The sequence below is a fragment of the Gordonibacter sp. Marseille-P4307 genome (assembly GCF_900604965.1).
Lineage (GTDB): Bacteria > Actinomycetota > Coriobacteriia > Coriobacteriales > Eggerthellaceae > Berryella.
In genome coordinates this window covers 796,141-822,575 of the sequence record NZ_UWPD01000001.1, presented here as the reverse complement: position 1 = coordinate 822,575, position 26,435 = coordinate 796,141, and the positions used below count along the sequence as shown (strand labels likewise).

20 protein-coding genes are annotated in these 26,435 nt (G+C 62.5%); 9 read left to right on the top strand and 11 right to left on the bottom strand.

What is annotated here, in order from left to right:
• Positions 1-85: 85 nt before the first annotated feature.
• Both EIH26_RS03630 and EIH26_RS03625 read right to left on the bottom strand, forming a co-directional pair.
• Entirely contained in the window at positions 86-4,885 is a 4,800-nt protein-coding gene (locus EIH26_RS03630) for a 2-hydroxyacyl-CoA dehydratase (RefSeq protein WP_124061772.1), read from the bottom strand.
• Positions 4,886-4,961: 76 nt separating this feature from the next.
• The gene (locus EIH26_RS03625; protein WP_124060902.1) at positions 4,962-5,624 is read right to left on the bottom strand and encodes a TetR/AcrR family transcriptional regulator; all 663 of its coding nucleotides are present in this window, start codon (positions 5,622-5,624) and stop codon (positions 4,962-4,964) included.
• Between the two features lie 288 nt (positions 5,625-5,912).
• On the opposite strand from EIH26_RS03625, the gene EIH26_RS03620 reads away from it, so the two are divergent.
• On the top strand, positions 5,913-7,277 hold the full coding sequence (locus EIH26_RS03620) for a PFL family protein (protein ID WP_124060901.1): 1,365 nt from the start codon (positions 5,913-5,915) through the stop codon (positions 7,275-7,277).
• A gap of 2 nt (positions 7,278-7,279) precedes the next feature.
• Positions 7,280-7,678, top strand: coding sequence for a fluoride efflux transporter CrcB (gene crcB, locus EIH26_RS03615; protein WP_241152745.1), 399 nt, complete (start codon positions 7,280-7,282; stop codon positions 7,676-7,678).
• A gap of 40 nt (positions 7,679-7,718) precedes the next feature.
• On the opposite strand, the gene EIH26_RS03610 is transcribed toward crcB, so the two are convergent.
• Positions 7,719-8,453: a TlyA family RNA methyltransferase gene (locus EIH26_RS03610; protein ID WP_124060900.1), complete on the bottom strand. Its 735-nt coding sequence runs from the start codon at positions 8,451-8,453 to the stop codon at positions 7,719-7,721.
• A 127-nt stretch (positions 8,454-8,580) separates the two neighbouring features.
• On the opposite strand from EIH26_RS03610, the gene EIH26_RS03605 reads away from it, so the two are divergent.
• The 4 genes from EIH26_RS03605 to EIH26_RS03590 are packed head-to-tail and all read left to right on the top strand — an operon-like array spanning position 8,581 to position 12,206.
• Positions 8,581-9,720, top strand: a complete 1,140-nt coding sequence (locus tag EIH26_RS03605; protein WP_124060899.1) for an ABC transporter substrate-binding protein — start codon at positions 8,581-8,583, stop codon at positions 9,718-9,720.
• A 7-nt stretch (positions 9,721-9,727) separates the two neighbouring features.
• Positions 9,728-10,798, top strand: a complete 1,071-nt coding sequence (locus EIH26_RS03600; protein ID WP_124060898.1) for an iron ABC transporter permease — start codon at positions 9,728-9,730, stop codon at positions 10,796-10,798.
• Positions 10,799-10,818: 20 nt separating this feature from the next.
• Positions 10,819-11,607 carry an ABC transporter ATP-binding protein gene (locus EIH26_RS03595; RefSeq protein WP_124060897.1) on the top strand — a complete coding sequence of 263 codons (789 nt, stop codon included), beginning with the start codon at positions 10,819-10,821 and terminating at the stop codon, positions 11,605-11,607.
• Positions 11,601-12,206, top strand: a complete 606-nt coding sequence (locus EIH26_RS03590; protein WP_124060896.1) for a class I SAM-dependent methyltransferase — start codon at positions 11,601-11,603, stop codon at positions 12,204-12,206. The genes EIH26_RS03595 and EIH26_RS03590 overlap by 7 nt, the downstream gene beginning before the upstream one ends.
• A gap of 152 nt (positions 12,207-12,358) precedes the next feature.
• On the opposite strand, the gene rd is transcribed toward EIH26_RS03590, so the two are convergent.
• From rd to EIH26_RS03550, 8 genes are all read right to left on the bottom strand, one after another.
• Positions 12,359-12,520, bottom strand: coding sequence for a rubredoxin (gene rd, locus EIH26_RS03585; protein ID WP_124060895.1), 162 nt, complete (start codon positions 12,518-12,520; stop codon positions 12,359-12,361).
• A gap of 49 nt (positions 12,521-12,569) precedes the next feature.
• A complete protein-coding gene (locus tag EIH26_RS03580; protein WP_124060893.1) occupies positions 12,570-13,619 on the bottom strand; it encodes an aspartate-semialdehyde dehydrogenase in 1,050 nt (349 codons plus the stop codon).
• 78 nt (positions 13,620-13,697) lie between these two features.
• Positions 13,698-14,978 (bottom strand): aspartate kinase, encoded by a 1,281-nt coding sequence (locus tag EIH26_RS03575; RefSeq protein ID WP_124060892.1) that lies wholly within the window; start codon positions 14,976-14,978, stop codon positions 13,698-13,700.
• Between the two features lie 98 nt (positions 14,979-15,076).
• Complete coding sequence (locus EIH26_RS03570) at positions 15,077-15,706, bottom strand: DUF47 domain-containing protein (protein ID WP_124060890.1); 630 nt, start codon at positions 15,704-15,706, stop codon at positions 15,077-15,079.
• 112 nt (positions 15,707-15,818) lie between these two features.
• Positions 15,819-16,526 (bottom strand): MBL fold metallo-hydrolase, encoded by a 708-nt coding sequence (locus tag EIH26_RS03565; RefSeq protein ID WP_124060888.1) that lies wholly within the window; start codon positions 16,524-16,526, stop codon positions 15,819-15,821.
• A gap of 22 nt (positions 16,527-16,548) precedes the next feature.
• Positions 16,549-18,816, bottom strand: a complete 2,268-nt coding sequence (locus EIH26_RS03560; RefSeq protein WP_124060886.1) for a bifunctional (p)ppGpp synthetase/guanosine-3',5'-bis(diphosphate) 3'-pyrophosphohydrolase — start codon at positions 18,814-18,816, stop codon at positions 16,549-16,551.
• Between the two features lie 43 nt (positions 18,817-18,859).
• Positions 18,860-22,258, bottom strand: coding sequence for a single-stranded-DNA-specific exonuclease RecJ (gene recJ, locus EIH26_RS03555; RefSeq protein WP_124060884.1), 3,399 nt, complete (start codon positions 22,256-22,258; stop codon positions 18,860-18,862).
• A gap of 122 nt (positions 22,259-22,380) precedes the next feature.
• Complete coding sequence (locus EIH26_RS03550) at positions 22,381-22,824, bottom strand: Rrf2 family transcriptional regulator (RefSeq protein WP_124060882.1); 444 nt, start codon at positions 22,822-22,824, stop codon at positions 22,381-22,383.
• Positions 22,825-23,015: 191 nt separating this feature from the next.
• Here EIH26_RS03550 and sufC point away from each other — a divergent pair, with 191 nt between their 5' ends.
• From sufC to EIH26_RS03535, 3 genes are read left to right on the top strand one after another with little or no spacing between them, the layout of a single operon-like run.
• Entirely contained in the window at positions 23,016-23,780 is a 765-nt protein-coding gene (gene sufC / locus EIH26_RS03545) for a Fe-S cluster assembly ATPase SufC (RefSeq protein WP_124060880.1), read from the top strand.
• A gap of 9 nt (positions 23,781-23,789) precedes the next feature.
• Positions 23,790-25,196: a Fe-S cluster assembly protein SufB gene (sufB, locus tag EIH26_RS03540; RefSeq protein WP_124060878.1), complete on the top strand. Its 1,407-nt coding sequence runs from the start codon at positions 23,790-23,792 to the stop codon at positions 25,194-25,196.
• A complete protein-coding gene (locus EIH26_RS03535) occupies positions 25,196-26,434 on the top strand; it encodes a SufD family Fe-S cluster assembly protein (RefSeq protein ID WP_124060876.1) in 1,239 nt (412 codons plus the stop codon). Before sufB ends, EIH26_RS03535 begins: the two co-directional genes overlap by 1 nt.
• Position 26,435 lies beyond the last annotated feature (1 nt).

Genomic DNA, 26,435 nt, shown 5'->3' with positions numbered 1-26,435 from the left:
AAAGCAGCAGGGGTGCGCAGCCCTTAAGCCGCGCACCCCCATTGTAACCTTCCCGCATCGGGTCTGCCGAGCGTCGACAGGCTCCCTACGGCGCCGATGTTTCGGACTCGGGCGAAGCCGTGCGCAAACGGTCGAGCGCAGCTTTCTTGCGCGCTTCGGGATCGGCGACGCGTTCGGCCTCGAGATTCGACTTCGCTACCGAAATCATCAGCTTGATGCGGTTGAGCTGATTCACTTCCGACGAGCCGGGATCGTAGTCGACCGCGACGATGTTGGAGAGCGGATAGATCCGACGCAGCTCCTTGATAACCGCGCGTCCCACCACGTGGTTGGGCAGGCACGCGAACGGCTGGGCGCACACGATGTTCGGCGTACCTTCCTTGATAAGCTCCACCATCTCGGCTGTCAGCAGCCAGCCTTCGCCCATCGAGTTGCACAGGCTGAGAATCTCTTCGGCGTATCCGCCCAGCGTGTAGATGTCGGTTGGCGGGCAGAAGCGATTCGACTTCGCAAGCGCCCTGTTCACCGGCGCACGCAGCATCTTGATAACCCGCAGCGCGACCCGGCTTCCCAACGCGCCCTTGGCCGAGCGTCCCAGAGGATCCTTCTGGAAGATAGCTCCCGCGATGCCGAACAGGAAGAACTCGATCAGCCCGGGAACCACCGCCTCGCATCCTTCGCGTTCGATGACGCCGACCACGTCGTTGTTCGCGGTCGGATGGAACTTCACCAGGATCTCGCCCACCACGCCCACACGCGGCTTGGTTCCCTCTCCCTGCAGCGGGATGGTATCGAACTCGCGGATGATCTGGCGACATGTGCGTTTGAATTCTCCGTAGCGCACGCCGTGGCGCATGTGGTCTTTGCAAACCGCCATCCATTTGTCGTACAGCGCCGTCACGGACCCGGGCTCGACCTCGTAGGGACGCGTGCGGTACAGACACTGCATCAGCAGATCGCCGTATATGAACGCATACATCGCCTGACCCAGCATCTTGGGCGAGATGCTGAACCCGGGATTCTCCTCGTCCAGCTTCGCCGTCGAAACAGAGATGACCGGAATATGGCCCAAGCCCGCGGTTTTAAGCGCCTTGCGGATAAGCGAGATGTAGTTGGTCGCACGGCATCCGCCACCGGTCTGCGTGATGACGACCGCAAGCTTGTCGGTGTCGTAGCGCCCCGACAGCACCGCTTCCATGATCTGGCCCGTCACCAAGATGGACGGATAGCAGATGTCGTTGTTCACATACTTGAGGCCGGCATCGGTGGCCTTGGGATCCACCGAGGGCAGAAGCTCGACGTTGTAGCCGAAGCGATGGAAGATCTCCAGCAGGATCTCGAAGTGGATGGGCGCCATCTGGGGGGCGAGGATCGTCCATCCCTCGTCGCGCATCTTCTCGGTGAACTGGACGCGCTCGAACGACGTATCGGAACCCCTGCGCTGCTTGAAGAAGTCCTGAATGTAGAGATCGGCTTTCTCGATGGCCGTATCGGGTGCGCACGGCTCGTGCGAACAGCAGGAGGAGCCGCCGATGAGCTTGGATGCCTCGGCTGCGATCTGCGCCTTCTCCTCGTCGTCGAGCACAAGAGGCGGATCGGCATCCTCCGACCGAGCGGGAGACCCCGCAATGCCCGCTCCCACGCTCGCCTCCAATTCCGCACGATGGGCGCTTCGCTCGGACAGCGCGTCAAGATCGATCGAGCAGGCCGGGCAGCCCTCCTGCGGCGCATCATCGGACATCGTGTCAGCCGCACGGACGCGGGCTTCCTCTTCCAGGCGCTGCGCCTCCTGATCGCTGAGGGCCGCCAAAAGCGAGCGCACGCGAATACGGGCGGCGCCCAGGTTGGACACCTCGTCGATCTTCAGCACCGTGTACACCTTGCCCGCCGCCTCCAGAATCTCCTGCACCTGGTCGGTGGTCAGCGCATCGAGTCCGCACCCGAAGCTGTTCAGCTGGATCAGGTCGAGGTCGTGGCGCTGCGTGGCCACCTTGGCGGCCGCATACAGGCGCGTGTGGTACATCCACTGATCGACCAATCGGATGGGACGCTCGAGCGTGCCCAGATGCGCAATGGAGTCTTCGGTGAGCACTGCCAGGCCGAAGCTGGTAAGCAGCTCGGGAATCGCGTGGTTGATCTCGGGGTCGTTGTGGTACGGGCGCCCGGCCAGCACGATGCCGTGCGTGCCCGTTTCCTCCATCCACATCAGGGTCTCTTCGCCCTTGGTGCGGATATCGTGCTTGAACCTCTCGTCCTCGGCCCAGGCAACCTCGACCGCATGGTCGATCTCGGCCTGAGACGGGGCGCCGCCCCTCTTGCCCACCACGTCGCCGAAGTTCTCGACCATTTCAATGTACAGGCGCTTCTTCAGGTGGTCCTTCTTATCGTAGGGAAGCCACGGGTTCAAGAATCGCGTGTCCGAATCGTTCAGCTCGTCGATATTCAGGCGCAGCGCCTCTGAATAGCTGGCCACGATGGGGCAGTTGTAGTGGTTGCCCGCCCCTTCGTCTTCTCGACGCTCCCACTTCGAGCAGGGCATCCAGATGAAATCGACGCCCTTGCCCAAAAGGTTCATCACGTGCCCGTGAGACATCTTCGCCGGATAGCACACCGACTCGGACGGCATCGACTCGATGCCCGACTCGTACACCGCTTTGGTGGACTGGTCGGATAGAACCACGCGATAGCCCAGCTCGGTGAAGAAAGTGAACCAGAACGGATAGTTCTCGTACATGTTGAGCGCACGAGGGATGCCCACCGTCGCCCTCGTCGCATCCTGGACGGACAGGGGTTCGTAATCGAACAGGCGGTGGCTTTTGTAGTCGTAGAGATTGGGAACCTGGCCCATCAGGTTGTCTGCATGCCCGGCGCCCTTCTCGCATCGATTGCCCGTGATGAAACGACGATGCCTGCCCGTCTCGGGATCCTTCCCGAAGTCGTTGATGGTCAGCAGGCAGTTGTTCGAGCACAGGCGGCAGCGCGCCGTGCGATGCGTCGGCTCCATCTGGGACAGCTCTTCTGCGCTCAGCAGCGTCGAGACGATCTCGGTTGATGCTCCGCGCGCAGCGGCTGTGCGCACCGCCTCGGCATGGCGATCACGCGCGAGGAGGGCCGCTCCGTACGCTCCCATGTTGCCCGCGATGTCGGGACGCACCGCGTTCACGCCGGCCAGCTGCTCGAACGCGCGCAGAACCGCGTCGTTGAGGAAGGTTCCGCCCTGGACGATGCCGTATTGGCCCACATCCTTGGGGTCGCGTATCTTGATAACCTTGAACAGGGCGTTCTTGACGACCGAAATAGCGAGGCCGGCGGCGATGTCGCCTACGGTGGCGCCCTCCTTCTGGGCCTGCTTAACGCGGCTGTTCATAAACACCGTGCAGCGGCTTCCCAGGTCAACCGGATTCTCGGCCGAATGAGCGGTTTCGGCGAACTCGGCTATGGGAAGGTTCAGGCCCGTGGCGAAGCTCTCGATGAAGCTCCCGCATCCCGACGAGCAGGCCTCGTTCAACATGATGGAATCGATCACGCCGTCTTTGACGCGCAGGCACTTCATGTCCTGCCCACCGATGTCCAGGATGAACTCGACCCGGGGCAGCATCTCGTGAGCCCCGCGCAGGTGAGCCACCGTCTCGATCTCGCCCGAGTCGATGTTGAGCGCCTGGATGAGCAGACCCTCCCCGTACCCGGTGACGGTGGCATGCCCGATGGCAACCAGCGCATCCCCCGTCTGCGGGTCGCGCGGCAGGTCGTCGTAGAGTTTGGCCACGGCGGCCTTGGCCGACCCGATCACGTCGCCTTTGTTGTTCATGTAATGGGTCCACAGAATCTCGCCCGCCTCGGTGACAAGCGCAGCCTTGAACGTCGTGGAACCCGCATCGATGCCGAGATACGCCGTACCCCGATATGAAGCGAGATCGGCTCGGGCCACCTTCTCCCGGTCGTGACGCTGCTTGAACTCGCGATAGTCGGCCTGGTCTTTGAACAGAGGCGCAAGGCGCACAACCTCGGATCCCTGAATGTCGCCCAAACCCTCCAGACGCCCGATAACGTCGTTGAGGCGCTCGACCTTCACCGTATCGGACAGCGCGCCCGCTGCCGCGCACCCGCTAGCCACGAACAGATGAGCGTTGTCGGGCACGATGATATGCTCCTCGTCCAGCCCGAGCGTGAGATAGAAGCGCTCGCGCAGCTGGGAGAGGTACTGCAGGGGACCCCCCAGAAACGCAACGTGACCGCGAATAGGCCGTCCGCACGCCAACCCCGAAATGGTCTGGGTGACCACGGCCTGCAGGATGGACGCGGCTATATCCTCGCGACGGGCGCCCTCGTTCAGGAGCGGCTGCACGTCGGTCTTGGCGAACACGCCGCAGCGGCTGGCGATGGGGTAGATGGTCCGGTAGTCTTTCGCCAGCTCGTTCAGACCGCCCGCATCGGTGTCCAGAAGAGTCGCCATCTGATCGATGAACGCGCCGGTGCCGCCGGCGCACTGGCCGTTCATACGCTGCTCGATGCTCTGGTCGAAAAAGATGATCTTGGCATCCTCGCCGCCCAGTTCGATGCACACGTCGGTTTCGGGAATGAAGGTTTCCACCGCCGTCTTGGACGCGATGACCTCCTGTACGAACTCGAGTCCCAGCCACTGGGCCAGAAGCAATCCGCCCGACCCGGTGATCGACACCGTCATCGCGCTGTCTCCGTAGCTTTCGGCAGCCTCCCTCAGAACCTCCGCAACCGTCGCCCGCACGTCGGAGTGATGACGCTGGTAGATGGAGTACAGGATAGCGTCCTGCTCGTCGAGGATGGCAAGCTTCACCGTGGTCGATCCCACATCGATACCGATACGCAGAAGCGGTGTTCCCTGCGACGCGGTCGCCTCGTTGTTCATGTCCATTGCTGTGAATCCAATCGTCTTGGTAGGCCGTACCGTGTGCACCGTCCTGCAAACGGAAGAAGCCGGTTCTCTAGAGCTTGATCGACTCGCCGGGTTTGATGAATAGAAGCCTCATGCAGATGCGCGCCATATCCTCGGGGCTCTCCCCCATGCCGGTTTCGATCCAGCGCACGATGACCCCGAGGTACGCCGACGCGAAAAACGCAACGTAGTAGCTGACGAAGGGCGACGAATCGCTGCGGTAGCGCTCGTGAAGGATCGACTGCACCAGATTCGTGCAGATGGCGTCCCGTAGTCGCGGGCCGAAGCGCACATCCCCCCCGTCGCCCAGCACCGCATGAAGGAAATCTCCCTGTTCGCGCAGGTACGAGAACAGATCGACCAGAAGGGGCAGGGGATGGCGGGTCACCGCGCAAGCCATGGCCTGCGTCATGCTGAGCGTCGCCATCTTCGCCTGGAACCGCTCGAGATCTTCGAGGACCCCCTCTTCAAGCGAAGCCAGAAGATCGTCTTTATCCTTGAAATGGTTGTAGAAGGTCCCCCGGTTCAAATCGGCCCGAGCGCACAGGTCGTTGACGGTGAAGCCGTCGAAGCCGTATTCCTCCATGAGCTCGATAAGGGCCTTGCGCATCGCCTTTTTCGAGCGCGTGATGCGCCTGTCTTCGCCAGCCGCCTCGAACGGGCGAAACGAACGTGCATCGGACGGAGACGATATCGTTGCAGTGTTGGACATACTCTCCCTTTTCGCTCGCGGCCCCCTTGAACGGAAGCTAAATCAACACCGCGACCTTTTTTGCACATCGTGTTGATTTTTAATTCTACCCCAGAGGAAACCACCTGCGAAACGAATCCTCGATGAATTTCACGCGAGCGTCACCCAGGCGACACGAAACCGACGAAGCAAGCGCCGACCGGCCGCCGATACCGTCACGTAACGGCGAATGCCGCGCGTCGCCAGCGTACGCTCACACGCGATTTGATACCATCGTCGAAACGATCATCCGCACGGGAAGGACACGCCATGCAAATCACGCCGGCCGAAGTTGCCGAGACCATGGCAATGGTCACCAAGCAAAACCTCGACATCCGCACCATCACGCTGGGTCTGAATCTGCGCGGATGCACGCACGAGGACGTGGGCGTGGTCGCTTCCAAGGTGTACGACCGCATGGCTTCAGCTGCCGAACGGCTGGTCCCCACGGCCGAGCAGCTTGAACGCGAGTTCGGCATCCCCATCGTGAACAAGCGCATCTCGGTCACACCCATCGCCGAAGTCGCGGCCGCCACCTCGGCGCACGACCTGTCCCCCATCGCGCTGGCCATGGATCGCGCGGCCAAAGAGGTGGGCGTGGACTTCGTCGGAGGCTTCTCGGCGCTCGTCCAGAAAGGGGCCTCGGCCGCCGACCACAAGCTGATGGACTCTATCCCCGAGGCTCTGGCCAGCACCGACTTCGTCTGCTCGTCGGTGAACCTGGGCTCGACCCGCGCCGGCATCAACATGGACGCCGCATGGAAAATGGCGGGCGTCATCAAGCGATGCGCCGAGCTCACCGCCGACCGCGAGTGCATCGGAGCCGGAAAACTGGTGGTGTTCTGCAACGCCGTGGAAGACAATCCCTTCATGGCGGGCGCCTTCCACGGATCGGGCGAGGCCGACGAGGTGATCAACGTGGGCGTCTCGGGTCCCGGCGTCGTGCGCGCCGTGCTGGCCGATATGCCGAAAGACGCCGACCTCACCGAGATCTCCGAAGCGATCAAGGCCACCGCGTTCAAAATCACGCGTGCGGGCGAGCTCATGGCCCGCGAGGCATCGCGCCGCCTCGGATACGCTCAGGGTATCCTCGATCTGTCCCTGGCTCCCACACCGGCCCGCGGCGATTCGGTCGCCAACATCTTGGAGGAGATAGGGGTGGGAACCTGCGGAGGCCCGGGGACAACCGCGGCGCTCGCCCTGCTCAACGACGCCGTCAAGAAGGGCGGCGTGATGGCGTCCTCGTCGGTCGGGGGTTTGTCGGGAGCCTTCATCCCCGTCTCCGAAGACGCCGGCATGATACGGGCCGCCGAAGCAGGAGCCCTGTCGATCGAAAAACTCGAGGCTATGACCTGCGTATGCTCGGTGGGACTGGACATGATCGCCGTTCCCGGCGACACCGACGTCGAGACGATCCTCGGCATCATCGCCGACGAATGCGCCATCGGCATGATCAACAACAAGACCACGGCCGTGCGCCTCATTCCCGCCATCGGGAAGAAGCCGGGCGATACGCTAAACTTCGGCGGGCTTTTAGGCTACGCCCCCGTCATGCCGGTCAACCAGCATGCCGGATCGGTGTTCGCCCGGCGCGGCGGACGCATCCCGGCGCCCTTGAACTCGTTGAAGAACTAGCGATGATCGTCAACGTCATCGCCGTTGCGGCAGGCGGCGCTGTTGGCGCCGCGCTGCGCTATCTCGCCAGCTTGGGCGTGGGCTGTCTGGGAGGATCCCCGGCGATCTGGGGATCGTTTCCGCTCCCCACCTTTCTGGTGAACGCTGCGGGCTGCTTTCTGATGGGAGTGCTCTCCGCTGCGTTCCAGCAAGGCGGCGCACCGAACGCCTCGACCTGGAAGCTGTTCGCCACCACCGGGGTGATGGGCGGATTCACCACCTTCTCGACGTTCAGCCTGGAAACGCTCTCCCTCATCGACGGCGGAGCCTGGGGAGAAGCGGCGCTCTATTCGCTCGGCAGCCTCGCATGCTGCCTTGTCGGCGTCGCCGTGGGGCGTCTGGCGGGACGCGCCCTGTTCTAACCTCGGAAAACCAGGGCGCACACCGAACGGCGCGATCGGATCAGGCGCGCTTGACCGCCCGCACGAGATACTCCACGTTGCCGGCCGCGGCCCCTTTGATGGGCGACTCGATCACGCCGGAAACCTCGAATCCCGCATCCACCAGCGCCGTGCGCACCTCGTCCACCGTGCGCACCCGCACGGCCTCGTCGCGCACGACCCCTCGGTCGCTTTCATGATGTCTGGATTCGAATTGGGGCTTCACCAACCCGATGAACACGCTGCCTTTGCGGCACAGCGCGGCAAACGTATGCGCAAGCCCCGCAAGCCCGATGAAACTCAGATCGGCCACGATCACGTCGAAAGGCGCACCCAGGCCGGCCGGATCGGCCAGACGGATATTCGTGCGCTCGAACACCGTCACGCGCGGATCCTGACGGATTTTCCAGGCAAGCTGGCCGTAGTTCACATCCACGCAGGCAACGCTTCCCGCCCCCGCCTGCAAAAGGCAGTCGGAAAACCCTCCGCTCGAAGATCCGATATCGATGCACGTTTTGCCTGAAACATCCTGGCCGAAGGCATCGAGGGCGGCGCGCAGCTTGAACCCTCCCCGCGAAACGTACGGGCTCGCATTCTTCACCTCGACGCGCGCATCGGGCGCAACCAAAGCGGCCGCGCTCTTAGCATAGGCACCATCCACCTTCACCTCACGCGCCAGCACCGCGCGCAAAGCGGCGGCGGCATCGGGAAAACAGCCACGTTCCACCAGTATGTCGTCAAGCCTTCGCTTCTTCATGCGGCCAGTATACCGACTCCCCGCTCCGACAAAACCACGCTGTGCCCCAACATCGCACCGAATCTGTATTAGTATGGCGATAATACGAATTTATATTTCGTATTACCTATGGCAAAGGGAGGTTTTTATGAAAGCAAAAGTCCCGTCCAGCAGGAAGGCCAGGCGGTTCGTTCTGATAGCCGGAGCGATCGCGCTTCTCGCCCTCGCCCTGTGCGCCTGCACCGAACCCGGCAACCAGACGACCCGAGCCGATTCCGGCCAGGAAACGGAGCGCAGCGTCACCGACGCCTACGGGCGCACGGTTCATGTTCCCAAAGAGGTCGAAACCGTCGCAACCGTGGGAAGCGGTGCACGCTTCGTCGTTTACGCCGGCGGCCAGGACAAACTGGTGGCCGTAACGGAGATGGAGTACCCTGCGGCTCCCAGCAGACCCTATACCGTCGTTCATCAGGATCTGTTCTCAACGCTGCCCACCACGTCGAACGGCAACCATCTTATGGAAACGACCGTCGATACCGAAAAGCTGCTTGAGATAAACCCCGACGTGATAGTCTCGAGCCGCAGCGCCGAAGAATGCGACGCGCTCCAGGAAAGCATCGGGATCCCCGTCGTCGGAATTTCGTATCAGGGACAGCTCTTCACCGAGAACGTGTACGCCTCCATCGAAGCCGTGGGTCAGGCCGTCGGGACGGAGGATCACGCCCGCCAGGTCGTCACGAAGCTCAAGGAATGGAAAGAAGACCTGAGCGAGCGAACCGCCTCGATACCCGACGACCAGAAACCGCGCGTATACGTGGGAGCCGTCAACTTCAAGGGGGCTAAGAGCTTCACCGGCACCTACGCCCACTACCCGGTTCTCGATGCCATCAACGCCAAGAACGTCGCGGACGAGTCCGGCCAGAAAGGGGCGTTCGACACCACCCTCGAGCAGATCGGAACCTGGGATCCCGACATCATGTTCCTCAACGCCGGAAATATGGAGCTTCTGAAAAAGGACTTCGGCGACAACCCGGCATTCTTCAACGAACTCCAGGCGTTTAAGAACAAGCGGCTCTACTCCCAGCCGTCGTTCAACTTCAACGGAACCAACGTGGAGATGGGCATCTGCGACGCGTACTTCTGCGCTTCGGTCGTCTATCCCGACCGCTTCTCCGACATCGACCTCCCCGCCCGATACGACGAGATTTTCACCGTCATGCTCGGATCGCCCTATTACGACACCATGAAGTCGAGCGGGGCCGATTTCAAACCGATTTCAATCGGATAAGCGTCCCATGTCCGAGGAAGCGGGAATAAGGGAGGCTCGCAATCAGAGGCGGCGGCGCAAGGTGGCCATCCTGATCAGCTTCGCCACCGCCTGCCTTTTCGCCACCGTGTCGCTCTGCTCGGGCAGCTCGGGCATAGGACCGGTCGAGATATTCGACGTTCTTCTGGGAAAAGGGACCGTCCACCAGCAGACGGTCGTCGTCGGGTTGCGTCTTCCCCACGTGCTGTGCGCCCTCTTGGGGGGAGTCGCCCTCGCATGCGCCGGCTGCGGATTCCAGAGCACCCTGAGAAACCCGCTTGCCTCGGCGAGCACGCTGGGCATCGCGCAGGGAGCGGCCTTCGGAGCCTCCGTCGCCATCATCGCCCTCGGGGCGGGAACGGTCGGCTCGGCAACGGGTGCGCACGAAGGGGTGACGTTCGCCAGCCCTCCGTTAACCGCCGCCTGCGCGTTCGCAGGAGCCATGGCGTCGTCGCTCGTCATTTTCGCCGTGTCTCGACTCAGGCTCCTTACCGCCGAAAGCGCGGTGCTCACCGGGGTGGCCCTCTCGGCGCTGTTCACCGGAGCAACGGCGCTCGTTCAATACTTCGCCGACGACACCCAGGTGGCCGCCGTCGTTTTTTGGACGTTCGGAAGCTTAAGGAGAGTGGGCTACCCCGAACTCTCCGTCATGGCCGTTACCACGCTTGCAACCTGCGTGTTCTTCTACCTTGCCCGCTGGAAGCTCAACGCGTTCGAATCGGGGGAGCAATACGCCCACAGCATCGGGATTCCAGTGCAAAGGGCGCGCTTGGGGATAATATTGGCCGGAACACTCGCCTCGTCGAGCATCATCGCGTTTTGCGGAACCATCAACTTCATCGGATTGGTTGCCCCCCATATCATGCGGCGCATCGTCGGCGGAAGCTATGAATCGCTTCTTCCGGCTTCGGCCTTCGCGGGAGCCAGCCTGCTGCTTGCAAGCGATCTCGTCGCCAGCTCGATCATACCCTCCACCATCCTCCCCATCAGCTCGATCACTGCGTTTCTAGGAGCCCCGCTGTTCGTCTGGCTTCTTATCGGGCGATCGGAGCGGCGATGAGTCCTGCGAAAAGCGCGCCGATGGCCCCGATCGAGACCCCTTCCGAAAAGCGTGCGGTCGTTGCCGCCGCTCAGGTATCCCACGGCTACCGTTCGGCGCGCACGGTGCTCGACCAGGTCAGCCTCGAGGCCGAACCGGGCGTTTTCACAGCGGTACTCGGAACGAACGGATCGGGGAAATCGACCCTGCTCTCCTGCATGGACGGCCTGCTGAAACCGCAGGAAGGCACGGTGCTCGTAGGCGAAACCCCGATCGATCGCATAAGCCGCGGTGCGCGAGCTCGAACGATCGCGCTGGTAGAACAGCAAAGTATCCTGCCGAAAACCACCGTGTACGACGCCCTCATGCTCGGAAGGCTGCCCTACGTCCGGTACGCTCCCGATGCCGAAGACCGCCGGATCGTCGAGGAGGTGGCCGGTCAGCTGGGAATCGGCGATCTCCTTCCCCGCCGGGCAGACCATCTCTCGGGCGGAGAGGCCCAGAAAGTCGCGATCGCGCGCACGCTCGTGCAAAGGACCCCCGTCCTGCTCCTCGACGAACCGCTCAACAACCTCGACGTGGCGAACCAGCTGGAGTGCATGGCGCTCGTGCGCAAAGAGATCGATCGCCGCAACATAGCCGCCATCGCCGTCATGCACGACATCAACCTCGCCCTGAGGTTCTGCAATAGATTCGCGTTCATGAAAGACGGACGCCTGCTGTTTTTCGGCAGCGCCGACATCATCGACGCCGACCTGATAGAAACCGTCTACGGAATAGAAGCCGACGTGATACAGCACGCAGGAAGAAAGGTGGTTATCCCATGTTGAAAGAAACCCGCAACCCCGTAGCAGAGTACTTCGACGGACGAGCCCCCCAATGGGACGAACACGGAGAGGCCTCAGGCCCCAAGCATGCAAGCGTCGCGCATATCGCCGGGGTGCGCGCGGGAAGCCGGGTGCTCGACTTGGGCTGCGGCACCGGCGTGATGGTTCCCGCCTATCTGGAGGCAGGGGCGGATACGGTGCTCGGGGTCGATTTGTCCGCGGAAATGATTGCGCGCGCAAGGGAGAAATTCAAAGGCGAGCCGTCCGTTCGATTCGAATGCGGCGACACCCTCGATCTCGACTGCGAGGGATCGTTCGACTGCGCGGTCATCTACAACGCCTATCCCCACTTCCTCGACAAAGAAAACCTCGTCAAGAAAGTGGCCGCACTCCTCGCTCCGCAGGGAAGGTTCCTCGTGGCCCACGGGATGAGCCGCCACGCGATGAACGCCCATCACAAGCACGTTCCCTCCGAAGTGACCAGCACGCTGCGCGAAGCGCTGAAGGAAGCCTCCCTCTGGTCGACGCTCTTCGAAATCGACACCGTATGCGACAACGACTTCTTCTACTGCTTCGGGGGCAAGCTGCTGGCCGCCGAATAGCGCACACGCGAAACGGGGCGGCCCGACGCACCGTCGGACCGCCCCGAACCGAAAGGCGCCGCAGAGCCTCTGCGACGCCCCGTTTTCTCGATCCCTCTCGAAGGATCCCTTCAAGCTCTCCCGGCTCCCTCGGCGGGAATCGCATCGAAAGCCTAGTCCTCGAGCTCCTCGAACATATCCTTGCTCACGCCGCAGACGGGGCACACCCAGTCCTCGGGGATATCCTCGAACGCGGTACCGGGCTCGATTCCGCTATCGGGATCGCCCATCGCGGGGTCGTACACATAACCGCACACGCATACGTACTTCTTCATGGTTCAGGTCCTCTCTCTTCTCCTGACCGTTCCCCTCTCATGCGAGGGTTTACGGCAACAGCAACTGAGCGATTTGCACGGCGTTCAGCGCGGCGCCTTTCCGGATCTGGTCGGCTACCACCCATAGCGACAATCCGTGTTCGACCGAAGGGTCCTTGCGAACGCGCCCGACGTACGTATCGTTCGTCCCGGCAAGCAAACCGGGCATAGGGTAGATGTTAGCACCGGGATCGTCCATCAGCACAACGTTTTTCGCCGAAGCGAGCGCCGTGCGGGCGTCCTCCGCTGAAACGGGAGATGCGAACTCGACGTTTACTGCCTCGCCATGGCACCGTAGGACGGGGATGCGCACGCACGTCGCGCTTACCTGAATGTTCTCGTCCCCCATGATCTTCTTCGTCTCGACCACCATCTTCCATTCCTCTTTGGTCGATCCGTCGTCGAGGAACTTGTCGATATGGGGAATGCAGTTGAAGGCGATGCGGTGCTGGAACGCCTGGACGGTCAGCTCGTTGTCGGCTTTCCCGTCAAGATATTCGCTGGTCTGATCGTAAAGCTCGTCCATCGCAGCCGCTCCGGCGCCGCTTGCCGCCTGATAGGTGGACACCACCACGCGCTTGATGGGCACGATGTCCGCCAGGGGTTTCAAAGCCACCACCATCTGGATGGTCGAGCAGTTCGGGTTGGCGATGACGCCCGAATGCCACGAGACATCGCCCGGATTCACCTCGGGAACCACCAAAGGCACATCCGCATCCATGCGAAACGCGCTGGAGTTATCGATCATAACCGCACCGGCCTTGACCACGGCATCGCGCATAGCCTGGGAAACCCCCGATCCGGCGGAAAACAGCGCGATATCGACGCCAGCGAACGATTCCGGGGTCATCTCTTCCACCGCGTACGAGCCCGCAGGAACCGATCCGCACCCTTCGAAGGGAAGCTTCGTTCCGGCAGAGCGAGCCGAAGCCAGAAGGCGAATCTCGCTTGCAGGGAAATCGAGGTCGTGCAGGACCTTCAAAAACTCCCGACCAACCGCGCCGGTCGCACCGGCTACGGCAACCACAGGGTGTGCGGGCATGGGCTTCGTCCAAACCATAATGTCAGCTTCCTTTCGGCTCCAAACAATCGGGGTCGGGGATCCGTAACGGGAACCCCCGCAAACGTGCAGCGAATCCTAACGCCCCTTCGCCAGCTTCGCTGCAATTTCCTCGGCGGAGAGCTGTTTTTCCTCGAACACCTCGTCGGCATCCAACCCGAACGCCGTATGCAGGCAGCGCACGGCCTCGGCAACCTGGCCGCCGTCCACCACAAGCGACAACCGGATGGGCGACGTCGATATCGCGAGGATGTTGATGTTTTGCTCGCCCAGCGTCGAGAACGCCTTCGCCGCAACGCCGGGAGACGACTTCATTCCAGTGCCGACCAGGCTGATCTTAGCTATATCCTCGTCAACCACAACGCCTTTCGCATCGATCTCGGGCACGATGCGGTCAAGCGTTTCGCGCGCGCGGGCAAGATCGGCCCCCGGGCAGGTGAAGCTGATGTCGGTGAAACCCGCCTCCGAAATGTTCTGGATGATCATGTCGGTGTTCACCATGTTGGCGGCCAGGGCGCTGAACACCTTGGCGGCAACGCCCACCGCATCGGGCACGTGGCGGATAACGACTTTGACCTCCGAAGAATCGTGAGCGATGCCGGTGATGACCGCTTCTTCCATCATATCGGTTGCCTCCTTGACGTAGGTGCCCTCTTCATCGGTGAACGCCGAGCGCGAATGGATAACGACGTTGAATTTCTTGGCGAACTCGACGGCGCGCATCTGGAGGACGCCCGAGCCGGCCGCCGACATCTCGAGCATATCGTCGTACGAGATCTGATCGAGCTTGCGCGCACGGGGGGCGATGCGCGGGTCGGCCGAATACACCCCCGGAACATCGGAGTAGATTTCGCAAGCATCGGCCTTGATTCCCCAGGCCACCGCAACAGCCGTGGTGTCAGAGCCGCCACGGCCGAGCGTGGTGATGTCCCCCGAAGGGTCGATTCCCTGGAACCCCGCGACCACGGGGATGGCACCTGCGCGGATAGCGTCCATGATGCGTTCGCTGCAAACGTTGGTGATCTTGGCCTTCAAGTGCGTAGCATCGGTTTCGATGCCCGCCTGGCGGCCCGTGAAGCTCATGGCCTTGTATCCCCGAGCCTCGATGGCCATGGCGAGAAGGGACATGGACACCTGCTCGCCGGTCGACAGCAGGCGGTCCATCTCGCGCGCAGGGGGATTCCCGTTCAGGGCGCGGGCAAGCCCCACCAATTCGTCGGTGGTTTTGCCCATGGCGGACACCACCGCGACGACGTCGTTACCCTCCTGCTTTCGTGCAACCAGGCGCTTCGCAACATTCTGGATGCGCTCGGGAGACGACACCGACGTGCCTCCGAACTTGCAGACAATTAAGGCCATGACCCACTCCTGATATGCATCGAACCAAGGGCCGATTGGCCCGTTGCTGAAAACTATAGCAAACGGATCGCGAAGGCGTCCGACTGTCGGATACGACGCTAGAGGTTCTTCACCATGATGGTGCTCATGATGTCGCCCGCGTGTTCCAGCTGATCGCAGCAGCGTTCCATGCGATCCAGAATACGCGACCATACCTCGATGCGCACCGCGTTGTCGTTATCCTGCGTGTACAGACGGCGAATGGACTGCACGTACAGCACGTCGGCCTGCTCTTCGTAGTCGTTCACTTCCATGATCAGGCTATGGAACTTCTTGGACTTCTTGAAGTTGCGGAAATCGCGCATAGCGGTGCACAGCGCCACGGCGCTCTTCTGGATGAGGTGCGCCATGGCCTTCGCATCGTCGTTCATGAAGTGGACATCGTACATGTAGAACCGCTGCAGGATGTCTTCGATGGAGTCGGTGACGTTGTCCATGATCTGCGCGAGAGCCAGAAGATCCTCGCGGTCGATAGGGGTCACGAAGTCTATTGCGATGTTGCCCATGATCGCATGATTCACCTCGTCGCCCTCGTTTTCGATATCATGGGCGCGCTTGAGGACGGGCTCGAGCTCGGAAGCCGACGTGAAGTTCTCGACGGTATCGACCAGCACATCCGCTTCCTTGCAGGCGATCTCCGCCTGCTTGACGAACGCGTCGAAATAATCGAACTTGCTCTTCTTAGGCATGTTCTCTCCTAGTGAGGGGCTAAAACAGCGTGATCATTTTAGCGTATGCCCCGCCCGCAAACGACAGCGCCCAGAGCGCCCGCCATTATTTTACGAAAGCTTTGCTTTCGGGCTAGACGGTGACGATCCGATCGTCGTCGGACCCGAAATCCGGCTCGTCATCCGCATAACGGGCGAATACGCGCTGACGCTCGTCTCCGATGCGCGTGAGACTTCCGTGTCCCGGCAAGACGATGGTCTCGTCTCGCAGAACCGCCAAGCGCTTCAGCGACTGCTTCATCTGACCCAGATCTCCGCCGTAAAAGTCGGTTCGGCCGATGGTTCCGTAGAACAGCGTGTCACCCGATACCAGAAGAGGCGCGCCTTGCGGGTTGCATCCGAACCGAGGGTCGATGTAGAGGCACATACCTCCCGGCGTGTGCCCGGGCGTACCGATAACCTTCCAGGGCATATCGCCGATCTGGATGACATCTCCATGGGACACCCGATGATCGACGGCGCAGGGCGGGGCCTCGTGGCGCTCGCCGGGGACCGTGCGCGCACCCTCGATGTAGGGAGCGTCGAGGGCCGTCGCAATGGTGATGGCGCCCGTTTTGCGGCGCAACGCAGACGCGGCCCCCACGTGATCCCAGTGGCGGTGGGTGAGCACGATGGCCGCCAGCTTACGTTTTCCCAGCTGATCGATGATCGCATCGGAATCGCACGTAGGATCGACCACGAAGGCGGTCTTTCCATCGTCGATAATGTACACGTTGTTCTGGATCGGACCCATCACCGAGAATCCGACGTTCAGGCACGCTCCATCAACCTTGAAACCCATAGTTACCTCGTTTTCACGCTCGTTACCGCTTCCCCACGCTCTCGCCGGGCTGGGTGCGGCGCGCTTCGAACACGCCGTCGATGTCCATCAACCTGATAAGCACGTCGTCTACGTGGCCCACATCGGACAGCTGGAACAAGAACCTCATCTGAACCAAACCGTCGCGCTGCGTGGACGTTGACGAGCTGAGGACGTTGGCTCCCTCTTCGGACAGCACCGAAGCCACGTCGCGCAGCAGGTTCATGCGGTCAAGCGCCTCGATATGGACCTCGACCTTGAACGTGGTCGTAGCCGTCGGCCCCCGCTCCCACTCCACCTTGATGATGCGCTCGGGCTCGGTAAGCAGGTCTTTGGCATTGGGGCAGTCGGCCCGATGAACCGACACGCCGCGCCCGCGCGTGACGAAGCCGATGATGTCGTCTCCGGGAACCGGATTGCAGCAGCGCGACAGGCGCACCAGCATGTCCGAGCTGCCCTCGACCACCACGCCGTTCGAAATATGACGCGTCGCCTTGGGTTGCTTCACGTTGGTGAGCATCGGGGGCATCTTGCCCGTCATCATGGCCTTGGAAACCGCGCTCGACACGCGCGCCTCGTCCGGGTCGCCCTTTATCTCGCGCAGCAAGCGGTTCGCCACCGCCAGAACCGACTCCTTGCCGCCGCCCAAGGCAACCAGCATATCCTCGGAATCCTTGTATCCCATCTGGCGCGCAACGGCCTTCAGCGCGCGCTGGGACTGGGAGTTCGAGATGCCCAGACCGTGCTTGCGCATCTCGTGCTGCAAACGGTCGTGGCCTTCGGCCAGATCATCGCCGCGCGTCGCCTTCGCGAAATAGCTGCGGATCTTCGAGCGCGCCGACGGAGTGCGCACGATGTCAAGCCACCCGCGCGAGGGCGTCGCGCTTTTCTGCGTGAGGATCTCGACTCGGTCACCCATTTTCAGCTGGTAGGACAAGGGAACGATCGAGCCGTTCACCTTCGCGCCCACGCAGCGGTTGCCCACCTCGGTGTGGATGGCGTACGCGAAGTCGACCGGGGTCGAACCCACACGCAGGCTTTTCACCTCGCCTTTCGGGGTGAACACGAATACCTCGGCGTCGTCGAGGTCGACCTTCAGGTCTTTAAGGAACTCGCGCGAATCCTGCGTCTCGTCGCCCCAGTCGATCATCTGGCGCAGCCATGCCAGCTGCTGATCGAACGACGCCTCGCGGCGGCTCTTCCCGCCATGCTCTTTATACAGCCAGTGAGCCGCCACGCCGTATTCGCTGGTGCGGTTCATCTCTTCGGTACGGATCTGCACCTCGAGGGGACGCGCCGCAGGACCGATAACCGTGGTATGCAGGCTTTGGTACATGTTGAACTTCGGCATGGCCACGTAGTCTTTGAACCGACCGGGCATGGGGTGCCACAGGGTATGGACCGCGCCCAACGCCGAATAACAGTCCTTCACCGTCTCGACCACCACGCGCACCGCGATGAGATCGAAGATCTCGGAGAAGTCCTTGTCTTTGTTCTTCATCTTGGAGTAGATGGAATACAGATGCTTGGGCCGGCCGTAGAGATGGGCCCTGATGCCCACCTTGTCCAGCTCTTTGCGCAGGATGTCGATAACCTGCTGCAGGTACTGCTCGCGATCGTCGCGCGTCTCCTTGATCATGCGCGAGATCTGCCGATAGCGCACCGGCTCGAGGTGGTAGAAGGCGAGGTCTTCGAGTTCCCATTTGATGGACCCGATGCCGAGACGATGGGCGATGGGCGCGTAGATCTCGAGGGTTTCGCGCGCCTTGAAGATGCGCCTGTCCTCGCGCAGAGACGAGAGCGTGCGCATATTGTGCAGACGGTCGGCCAGCTTGATGACGATGACGCGGATATCCTTGTTCATGGCCACAAGCATCTTGCGGATGGTGGCCGCCTGCTCGTCGGTGAGGCTTTCCACTTCGATCCGCGTGATCTTGGTGACGCCCTGCACCAGATCGGCCACCTCCGTGCCGAACTCGCGCTGAACGTCGCCGTACGTTGCCGAGGTGTCTTCGATGGTGTCGTGAAGAAGGGCCGCGCACAGCGTTTCCGCATCCATGCGCAAGCTGGTGAGGATGATCGCCACCTCGATCGGATGCAGCACGAACGGCTCGCCGCTTTTACGCCGCTGCCCCTTGTGGTGGGAGCGGGCGTACGAGAAGGCGCGCCTCATCATGTCCCGATCGGATGCGGGAAGATACGGCTCGGTCTTTTCAAGCAGTTCCTCGAAGCGCTCCTCGACCAGTGCAAGCTCCTCGTCGCTGCATGCCATGAAAAGCACCTCTCCTCTCCCGCGTCGAATTATCGCTTTTCACCTATTCTACGCTAATGCGCGCGCCCGCCGCCCGCGCATCCCCGCCGTTTGCGAAAGCGCATTCCGCACTCGCGCACGGCGGAAGGATAGGCCTGGTCACGCGTTCCTGGAGCACAGACAGGGGCTCGGACAGCACGAGGTCGCGATACACCGCGAACACGGCGCGCTCTCCCATGCCCTCCCGATACCGCACGCTCTCGGTAAGCTCCACCTTGCCCGCGCTGTTCGACAAGCGAACCCAGCGCGTCTCCTCTCCTGCGGCGTAAACGCTGTGAGCCTCGAGAAGCCCCAGTTCGCGAAAGACCGCAAGCGCGCATTCGGCGGTGGCCACGGTGATGCTTACCTGATCGGTCGAAGCATCCTGGGCGATCTTGGCGGGCGTGGTGGAAAACGAAGCCTCCCCCGCCTGCTGCTGGCACCCCCTGAGATAGCGGTACACCTGAACCATGCGGTCCCTATCGGGGGTCATGCCGGACAGCACCGCTTCGTTGGCCGACGCGTCGGCGCGCCCGAACAGCAAGTGGATGCCCGCGGGCTGCCCATCGCGCCCCGCACGCCCGCTCATCTGGTTGAACTCGATTTCGTTGTAGGGCATGTTGTACAGTGCGACGTTGCGGATGTCGGGAATGTTCACCCCTTCGCCGAACGCCGAGGTGGCCACCAGCACGCTCAGCGATCCGGTGCGGAACATCTCCTCGATGCGCGCCCGCTCGTCACGCGAAAGCCCGGCGTTGTAAAAACCGATGAGCAGAGCGATCTGGGGAACGCGGCGGCGCAGCTCGCGCGCGACCGACACCGATTGCTCGCGCGTCGTGACATATACAACCGTCTTTCCCCCGCCTGCGATGAGGTTGGCCAGATAGTCGTCCCGATCGCGCGTATTGCGCCGATCGTGCACCACCAGGTTGGACCGCTCGGCGCCGTCGAACACGAAGGCGTCGAGGGGAAGCGTCGAGGCGATCTGGCGGGCAACGTCGCCGTTCGCCGTAGCGGTAAGCGCCAGTACGCGCGGCCCTCCCAGACGCTCGATCGCACGGCCCATGCTTGCGTACGCGGGGCGCCGGCCCGCCTTCGCCATGCCCACGTGATGGGCCTCGTCCACCACCACAAGACCGATGCGGCCCGACGCGGACAGATCGTCAACGTGGTAGTCGAGGAACTCGGGCGTGGTCAAAACGATGTCGCACGTCCCTTCCGACAAAGACCGGTAGATCAGGCTGCGCTCGTCGGGGGTGCTTTCCCCGGTAAGCACGCTGATGGATATGCCGAACGGAGCGAGCGCTCGATTCAAGTGAAACGCCTGGTCCGCGATGAGGGCGCGCAGCGGGTACACGAACAGGCTGGCCGTGTGGTCGCGCAGAGCCGCCATGGCCGCATGCACGTGGAAGATGAGGGACTTCCCGCGACCGGTTGCCATGACCGCCAAAACCGAGCGGCCTTCGTCGAGGTAATCGAGCGCCTGGCGCTGAGAGCGATGCACCTCGGCCGACCCGATGAGGGCCCGCACGATATCGGCTTCTAGCCGGTCGGGCTCGGTGCGCGCACGGCGCTCCCACGCCTCCCGGTTGCGGATTCGATCGGCTTCGTACGACTCGACGTCTTCGGGGCTTTCGGGTACCGACGCGCACAGCTCCTCATCGGAAGTCGCGTACAGGTCGGCCACGAACCGCAGGTTGTTCGGATCGAGGCAGGCCTCCAAAGCGCGGCAGGTCTGCGCCGGGGCAATCGACTTCAGCATCGCTTTCACGGAGCGGCGCCCGCGCCACTCGTCAACCTGCACCTCGAACGCAGCCGTCACCACCGCATCGGTGCGAAGAAGCGTCTCGATGTCGGTGGCGTGGAACATGATTCCCGCAGTCTTGCCCGCACCGTCCGACAGCGTGCACGAGAAGTGGTTCTTCTCGGCGCCCACCGCGCGGCGGTTTCCCATAACCACGTCGCGTGCCATGAACACGGGCACTCTGTTCTCCTGTCCGAAAGGGGCAAGGCGCTCGAGCGCTTCGACGTTTTCGAGGGTGAGCTCCTTCATGGACACGGTCGCATCGACCGCGATGAGGGGATGGAACATATCCTCGGGCAGCTCGTCCATGTACGCGCACAGATGCGCGGCGAATTCCTCCAGCCTGTCGGCTGGAAGCGTAACGCCGACGGCCGCTTCGTGGCCGCCGAAGCGCGTGAGCATCCCCTCGGCGCTTTCCACCGCCTTGAAGAGGTTCACCTGGCCCACAGTGCGCCCCGACCCGCGGGCCTCTCCGTCCTCGACCGTGAACAGCAGGCAGGGAACGCCGTAATTGTGGGCAAGACGGCTGGCAACGATGCCCTTCACACCCTCGTGCCACCCCTCGCCCGCCACGACCAGCGCACGCTGGCCGACATACACTTCCGCGGCCTTCACGCGGGCGACCTCCGACAGCTCGGCTTCGATCGTGCGGCGCTTATCGTTGACCGCCTCGAGCTGGGCTGCAAGACGGCACGCCTCGTCGAAGTCGTCGGACAGCAAGAGGTCCAGAGCGATCTGGGCATCCCCCATGCGACCCGCCGCGTTCAGCCGCGGAATGAGCGAAAAGCTGAGGTTGGTCGAGGTGACCGGCTTGTCGGCGGCCCCCGCCTGACCCAGGAGCGCGGCGATGCAGGGTCGCGCGGCCTCGTTGATGCGGGAAAGGCCGTCGCTTACCAGCGCGCGATTCTCGCCGCGCATGGGCATGAGATCGGCCACCGTTCCCAGCGTGGCCAGATCGGTGTAGGAACGCCACAGGTTGGGGCGCCCGAACCGCCCTCCCAGCGCCTGAATGAGCTTCAGCGCCACGCCAACCCCCGCAAGGATGCCGCTGTCGCACGAAGGATCGGTTTTGGGGTCGACCAGAGCAACGCCTTCGGGCACCAGGTCGGCGGGCTCGTGATGATCGGTGACCACCACCTCGATGCCGTCGGCCACGATAGCCGCCACCTCGTTGCGGCACGAGATGCCGCAATCCACCGTGATCACCAGGTCGGGATCGAGCTCCTTCACGCGCTCGTACGCGGCGGGCGTGATGCCGTATCCCTCCTCGAAACGACGGGGCACGAACGGGGTGACCTGCCCGCCCAGAACGCGCAAACCGCGCGTCATCACCGTGGTCGCCGAAATGCCGTCCACGTCGAAATCGCCGAACACGACGATGCGGCGCCGTTCGCGCAAGGCCGCCTCGATCGCATCGACGGCATCCCTCATGCCGGGAATGGAATAGGGTTCGAGCCAGTCTCGATCGAGCGAGGGAGACAGGAAGCGCTCTACCTGGTCGGGCTCGCGCATGCCGCGGGCGACCAGCGTAGCTGCGATGAAGCGGGGAAGCTCGAAGCGCTCTTCGATCCGAGAGACAGCCTGGCCATCCGCCACGCTGAGATTGAACTGTGCAGGCATGATCCGAAAACCTCACGTGCGACGTCGAATGTTTCGCCACTCATTTTCCCACACAAGCACGGCGAATCATCCACGAACGGAAGACGGATACCAAACGAACGCGAAACCGCTCCCCGGCGCCCTTAGCGTCGCTCGACCAAGTCGTACACCGAAGAAATCGGGGACGGCTCGAGATCGGCCAGCTGAGCCAGCGTCACTCCGTCGACGTACTCCTCGATCACGCGGTCGAGGCCCGTCCAGAATGCCACCGTCGAGCACACGTTTTCCCGCGGGCACCCATCAACCAGCCCCGCGCAGTTCACCGGGGCGGTCGAGCCCTCGGAGACGCGCAGGATATCGCCCGCCCTGATGTCGGAGGGATCCTTCCCCAAAAGATAGCCGCCTCCGTAGCCGCGAACGCTTACCAGCAAACCGGCCTTCACCATGGAGTGGGCCAGGTGCTCCAGGTATTTCAGCGAGATGTTCTCGGCCTCGGCAACGCGCCTCAAGGCGATCTTGTCTCCTTGCCCGCGCGCGATGAAGATCATCAGGCGCATGGCGTACTGTCCCTTGGTTGTAACGAGCATGCGCTCACACCCCCGTCTTAACACCACGGCAGACCGACCCGGCTCTGCGGGCGGCTCTCGTCATCGAATTCACGGGCATTTTAACGCCCGGTAAACTAATTCTAGGAAACGAGTAGGAAAAGACTTGACTGTTTCCCGATTAATCCTATCTTAATCCTATCAAACTAATGGACTTAGTTTAAGGACGATACATGACGAGAGAATCACTGCTCAGCATTCGGGGACTGTCCGCCTCCGTCGAGGGCAAGCCCATCCTGCGCGAGGTTGACCTGGACGTTGCACGGGGAGAGGTGCACGTCCTGATGGGACCCAACGGAGCCGGAAAAACCACCCTCGGCCACATCGCCATGGGCGACCCGGCCTACGAGGTCACCGACGGCTCGATCGTCTTCGACGGCGAAGACATCACCGAGCTTTCCTGCGACAAGCGCTCGCATGCGGGCCTGTTCCTCAGTTTCCAAGCCCCCGTCGAGATCCCCGGCGTGCCGCTGTCAAGCTTCCTGCGCGCAACCATCGAGGGTCGCGCGGGCATGGATATGAAGAACAAGGAGTTCCGCCGCCGCATCAAGCAGCTGGCCGACGAGCTGAACATGGACGCCTCGTACCTCGACCGCGAACTGGGCGTGGGCTTTTCGGGAGGCGAGAAGAAGAAGGTCGAAATGCTGCAGCTGCTGCTTTTGCAGCCCAAGCTGGCCATCCTGGACGAAACCGACTCGGGCCTCGACGTGGATGCGCTGTCCGTAGTGTCCAAGGGCATGGACTCCTATCGCAGGAACTGCGAGGGGACCCTGCTCATCATCACCCACAACACCCGCATCCTCGAACACCTCGACGTCGACCGCGTGCACGTCATGGTGCGCGGAAGGATCGCTGCCGAAGGCGACTCGTCCCTCATCGACGACATCGACCGCAACGGATTCGAGCGGTTCGGTCATCGCGCCGACGAAGCCGAGTAGGCGATCGCCGTGGAGAAGAAGAGAGCCGAGGTCGCCGATATCGATCGCAGCCTGTACGATTTCCGCTACGACGATTCCGGCCAGGAGAAGCTCGACGGCCTCACCGAAGAGGTTGTGCGCGAGATCTCCGAGAAGAAAAACGAGCCGGAATGGATGCTCGAGCACCGTTTGAAGTCGCTCGAGATCTACCGCTCCATGCCGATTTCCGACTGGGGCCCCTCCATCGAGGGCCTCGACACCGATCACATCGTCACCTACGTGAAGCCCAACACCGAGCAGCAAAGCGACTGGGACAGCGTTCCCGACGAGATCAAGGACACCTTCGAGCGCCTGGGAATCCCCCAGGCGGAGCGCTCCTACCTTGCCGGTGTGGGAGCCCAGTACGATTCCGAGCTGGTGTACCACTCCATGCAGGAAAGCGCTGCCAAGATGGGCATCGTGTACTCGGGCATCGAAGAGGCACTGGAGGGCGAGTACGCGGAGCTGATCCGCGAGAAGTTCATGACGCTCATCCGTCCCGACGACCACAAGTTCGCAGCGCTTCACGGCGCGGTATGGTCGGGCGGCTCGTTCGTGTACGTCCCCAAGGGCGTGCGCCTCGACTACCCCCTGCAAAGCTACTTTCGCCTGAACGCGAAGGGCGCAGGCCAGTTCGAGCATACGCTCATCATCGTGGAAGACGATGCCGACCTGCACTTCATCGAGGGATGCTCGGCGCCTAAGTACAACGTCGCGAACCTGCATGCGGGCGCCGTCGAGCTGTTCGTGGGCAAGCGCGCGCATCTGCGCTACTCGACCATCGAGAACTGGTCGAAGAACATGTACAACCTCAACACGAAGCGCTCCATCTGCGCCGAAGAGGGCGAAATCGAGTGGATCAGCGGCTCGTTCGGCAGCCATGTGGGGTATCTCTACCCCATGTCCATCCTGGCCGGGCGCAAGAGCAAGTCCAGCTTCACCGGCATCACCTTCGCAGGCAAGGGCCAGAACCTCGACACGGGATGTAAGGTCGTTCTGGCCGCCCCCGAAACCAGCGCATCGGTGGAGACCAAGGGAATCTCGAAAGGCGGAGGCATTCAGACCTTCCGCAGCTCCGTGGTCGCAACCCCCAACGCCGAAGGTTCGCGCGCCAGCATCTCGTGCGCCTCGCTCATGCTTGACGACATCAGCCGCTCCGACACCATCCCCGCGATGGACATCCGTTGCAAAAACGTCGATGTCGGGCACGAGGCCACCATCGGGCGCATCGGCGACGACAAGCTGTTCTACCTCATGAGCCGCGGCGTCTCCGAGGAGGAGGCCCGCACCATGATCGTGAACGGGTTCGCCGAGCCTATCTCCAAAGAGCTGCCGCTCGAGTACGCCGTGGAAATGAACAACCTCATCAAGCTCGAGATGGAAGGGGCGATCGGGTAATGGACGCCTACGTCTTGGAACAGCTCAATGCGATGCCCGCCCCCACCTGGCATCGCCTTAACATGAACAGCACGGATGTGGAAGTGCCCGGCAGCCTTGAAGCCGTAAGCGACGTCGTGGTCCAAGCCGATCCCGACGCCTTCGGCGATGCAGACGCGTTCGATCGCGCCATGAGCAAAGCCCAGGAAGCCCGGATGGCCGCCCGCCCCGCACCCGAACGAACCTGCGTTGCCGAAGAAACCTTCGACAACCTGGCGCTCTCGGCCTATCAGGCCCGCGCGGCCGCTATCGAGGACGCGCGCGATATCCGCGCCACATTCGAAACCGGCATGGGCGAGGCGGGCGCAGCCTTCCTCAACACCGTCGCGGGAGACCCTATCGTCATCGTCTCCAAACCCAACGCCGAAACGAGCGCGACCCTGCGCCTTACCGGCGTGGACGGCGCGGTGAACGCATGCGCTGTCGATGTCGTCGCAGCCGAGAACTCCGTCGTGAACCTCACCGTATCGGTTGACTCCCCCGCCTTGGGTGCGGGGTTCGTCGGCACCGAGCTGCGCGTGTTTGCGGGCAAAGGCTCACAGGTGAACATCGCGCGCACGCAAACGCTGGACTCCACCTGGACCGATCTGGACGATATGGGCCTGTTCGCAGACGACGGCGCCCGCATCTCCATCCGCGAAACCGTCCTGGGGGCGGCAAAGGTCTACGGCGGCATCGGAGGCGATCTGCGCGGGGATGCCGCCCGGATCGATATCGATCTGCGCTACCTGGGACACGGCGCTCTCGAGCGGGACTTCAACTACTCGCTTCGCCACCACGGCCTTAAAACCGAATGCGCCATCAAAGCAAACGGCGTGCTGGCCGGATCCAGCAAGAAGGTTCTGCGCGGCACCATCGATCTCGTGCGCGGATGCAAGGGCTCGGCCGGCCAGGAGAACGAAACCGTGCTCTTGGTGGACAACAGCGTGACCAACCTCACCGTGCCCGTCATCCTCTGCAACGAAGACGACGTGTCGGGAAATCACGGCGCCACTATCGGGCATGTGCGCGACGAGCAGATGCTCTATCTGGCCTGCCGCGGAATCTCGCGCGATGCCGCCGAAAAGATGTTCGTGCGCGCCATCATGGAGCAGGCCGCCCTCGAAGCGCCCGACGAGACGACGTACCGCAGCGTCCTGCGTTTGGGCGATACCATCCTGGGCAACTTCTCGGCCCGTCTTGCAGAGGACGGTGAGTAGG

Excerpts from the sequence above, each read along its gene's own strand:
- EIH26_RS03630 (WP_124061772.1), bottom strand. The coding sequence starts at position 4,885 with ATGAACAACGAGGCGACCGCGTCGCAGGGAACACCGCTTCTGCGTATC.
- EIH26_RS03625 (WP_124060902.1), bottom strand. The coding sequence starts at position 5,624 with ATGTCCAACACTGCAACGATATCGTCTCCGTCCGATGCACGTTCGTTT.
- EIH26_RS03620 (WP_124060901.1), top strand. The coding sequence starts at position 5,913 with ATGCAAATCACGCCGGCCGAAGTTGCCGAGACCATGGCAATGGTCACC.
- crcB (WP_241152745.1), top strand. The coding sequence starts at position 7,280 with ATGATCGTCAACGTCATCGCCGTTGCGGCAGGCGGCGCTGTTGGCGCC.
- EIH26_RS03610 (WP_124060900.1), bottom strand. The coding sequence starts at position 8,453 with ATGAAGAAGCGAAGGCTTGACGACATACTGGTGGAACGTGGCTGTTTT.
- EIH26_RS03605 (WP_124060899.1), top strand. The coding sequence starts at position 8,581 with ATGAAAGCAAAAGTCCCGTCCAGCAGGAAGGCCAGGCGGTTCGTTCTG.
- EIH26_RS03600 (WP_124060898.1), top strand. The coding sequence starts at position 9,728 with ATGTCCGAGGAAGCGGGAATAAGGGAGGCTCGCAATCAGAGGCGGCGG.
- EIH26_RS03595 (WP_124060897.1), top strand. The coding sequence starts at position 10,819 with ATGGCCCCGATCGAGACCCCTTCCGAAAAGCGTGCGGTCGTTGCCGCC.
- EIH26_RS03590 (WP_124060896.1), top strand. The coding sequence starts at position 11,601 with ATGTTGAAAGAAACCCGCAACCCCGTAGCAGAGTACTTCGACGGACGA.
- rd (WP_124060895.1), bottom strand. The coding sequence starts at position 12,520 with ATGAAGAAGTACGTATGCGTGTGCGGTTATGTGTACGACCCCGCGATG.
- EIH26_RS03580 (WP_124060893.1), bottom strand. The coding sequence starts at position 13,619 with ATGGTTTGGACGAAGCCCATGCCCGCACACCCTGTGGTTGCCGTAGCC.
- EIH26_RS03575 (WP_124060892.1), bottom strand. The coding sequence starts at position 14,978 with ATGGCCTTAATTGTCTGCAAGTTCGGAGGCACGTCGGTGTCGTCTCCC.
- EIH26_RS03570 (WP_124060890.1), bottom strand. The coding sequence starts at position 15,706 with ATGCCTAAGAAGAGCAAGTTCGATTATTTCGACGCGTTCGTCAAGCAG.
- EIH26_RS03565 (WP_124060888.1), bottom strand. The coding sequence starts at position 16,526 with ATGGGTTTCAAGGTTGATGGAGCGTGCCTGAACGTCGGATTCTCGGTG.
- EIH26_RS03560 (WP_124060886.1), bottom strand. The coding sequence starts at position 18,816 with ATGGCATGCAGCGACGAGGAGCTTGCACTGGTCGAGGAGCGCTTCGAG.
- recJ (WP_124060884.1), bottom strand. The coding sequence starts at position 22,258 with ATGCCTGCACAGTTCAATCTCAGCGTGGCGGATGGCCAGGCTGTCTCT.
- EIH26_RS03550 (WP_124060882.1), bottom strand. The coding sequence starts at position 22,824 with ATGCTCGTTACAACCAAGGGACAGTACGCCATGCGCCTGATGATCTTC.
- sufC (WP_124060880.1), top strand. The coding sequence starts at position 23,016 with ATGACGAGAGAATCACTGCTCAGCATTCGGGGACTGTCCGCCTCCGTC.
- EIH26_RS03535 (WP_124060876.1), top strand. The coding sequence starts at position 25,196 with ATGGACGCCTACGTCTTGGAACAGCTCAATGCGATGCCCGCCCCCACC.